The following is a 1,185-nucleotide window of genomic DNA, read 5'->3' as shown; positions in this document are numbered from 1 at the left end:
GTCCGGCTGGTCGGTGCGCTGCGGGAAGCGGGCTTCGACCTGACGATCCGCGACGTGTTCCTCCTGCGGACGGTGACTCGTCTCGCCGAGGCAGTTGCGGAGCAGGCCGGGGAGGTGAGCCAGTTCCGTCCGGTCGAGCCGTTCGGGCTGATCAGTGATGCTGATCGGGCTCGGCTGCCTGAAGGGGTGGTGGATGCCTATCCGTTGTCGCTGGTGCAGACCGGGATGATTGTTGAGATGTTGATGGGTTCGGGGGAGCCCGTTTATCACAATGTGTCGTCGTTCCGGGTGCGGGATGAGCGTCCGTTCAGTGCGGATGTGTTCCGTGAGGTTGTTGGTCTGGCGGTGGAGCGGCATGAGGTGCTGCGGACGTCGGTGGATCTGGATGGGTTCTCAGAGCCGATGCAGTTGGTGCGTGCTGGTGCGGTGTTGCCGGTGGTGGTCGAGGATCTTCGTGGTCTTGATGAGTCGGCACGGTTCGCGGCGTTGGTGGAGTTTGCCGGGCGTGAGCGGGGTGAGCTTTTTGATCTGGTGACTGCGCCGTTGATGCGGATCACGGTGTTCCTGGAGTCGGATGAGGCCTGGCGGATCGTTTTCACGCATTGTCATGCGGTCACTGATGGCTGGAGCTTGAATACGCTGCTTGGTGAGCTTGTGGCGGATTATCGGGTGTTGGTCGCGGGCGGGGTTGTCGGGACGCGTTCTGTTGGGGTGCGTTATGCCGATTTCGTTGCGGCGGAGCTCGGTTCGCTGAGCGGTGGTGTGGATGAGGCGTTCTGGCTCGGTGTGGTGGGCGGTCGTGTGCCGTTCGCGTTGCCGGAGGGCTGGGGTGACCGGGATGTCGTGCGTGAGGCGTTTGAGGTGCGGGTGCCGGTGGCGGACCTGGACGAGGGGCTGCGTTCGCTGGCTCGTTCGTCGGGTGTGTCGCTGAAGAGTGTGTTGCATGCGGCGCATGTGAAGGCGTTGAGCATGTTGACGCGTGAGCCGGAGTTCTTCACTGGGTTGGTGTGTCACGGTCGTCCGGCGGTGCCGGGTTCGGAGCAGGTGCTGGGTATGCATCTGAATACGTTGCCTTTCCCGGTGGAGCGTGGTGCTCGGACGTGGCGTGAGCTTGTCGAGCGGGTTTTTGAGCAGGAGACGGAGATCTGGGCGCACCGGCATTTCCCGTTGCCGGCGATCCAGCGT

At 63.3% G+C, this 1,185-nt stretch carries 1 protein-coding gene; it reads left to right on the top strand.

Features of this window, described 5'->3' with window-relative positions:
• Nucleotides 1-1,185, top strand: a 1,185-nt coding sequence (locus ABZ934_RS32430; RefSeq protein WP_361320150.1) for a condensation domain-containing protein, incomplete at both ends; no start/stop codon positions are given.

It is taken from the genome of Streptomyces sp. NPDC046557 (genome assembly GCF_040645975.1).
Lineage (GTDB): Bacteria > Actinomycetota > Actinomycetes > Streptomycetales > Streptomycetaceae > Streptomyces.
The sequence above is the reverse complement of the archived record's forward strand: the minus strand, read 5'-3'. Positions and strand labels throughout refer to the sequence as shown.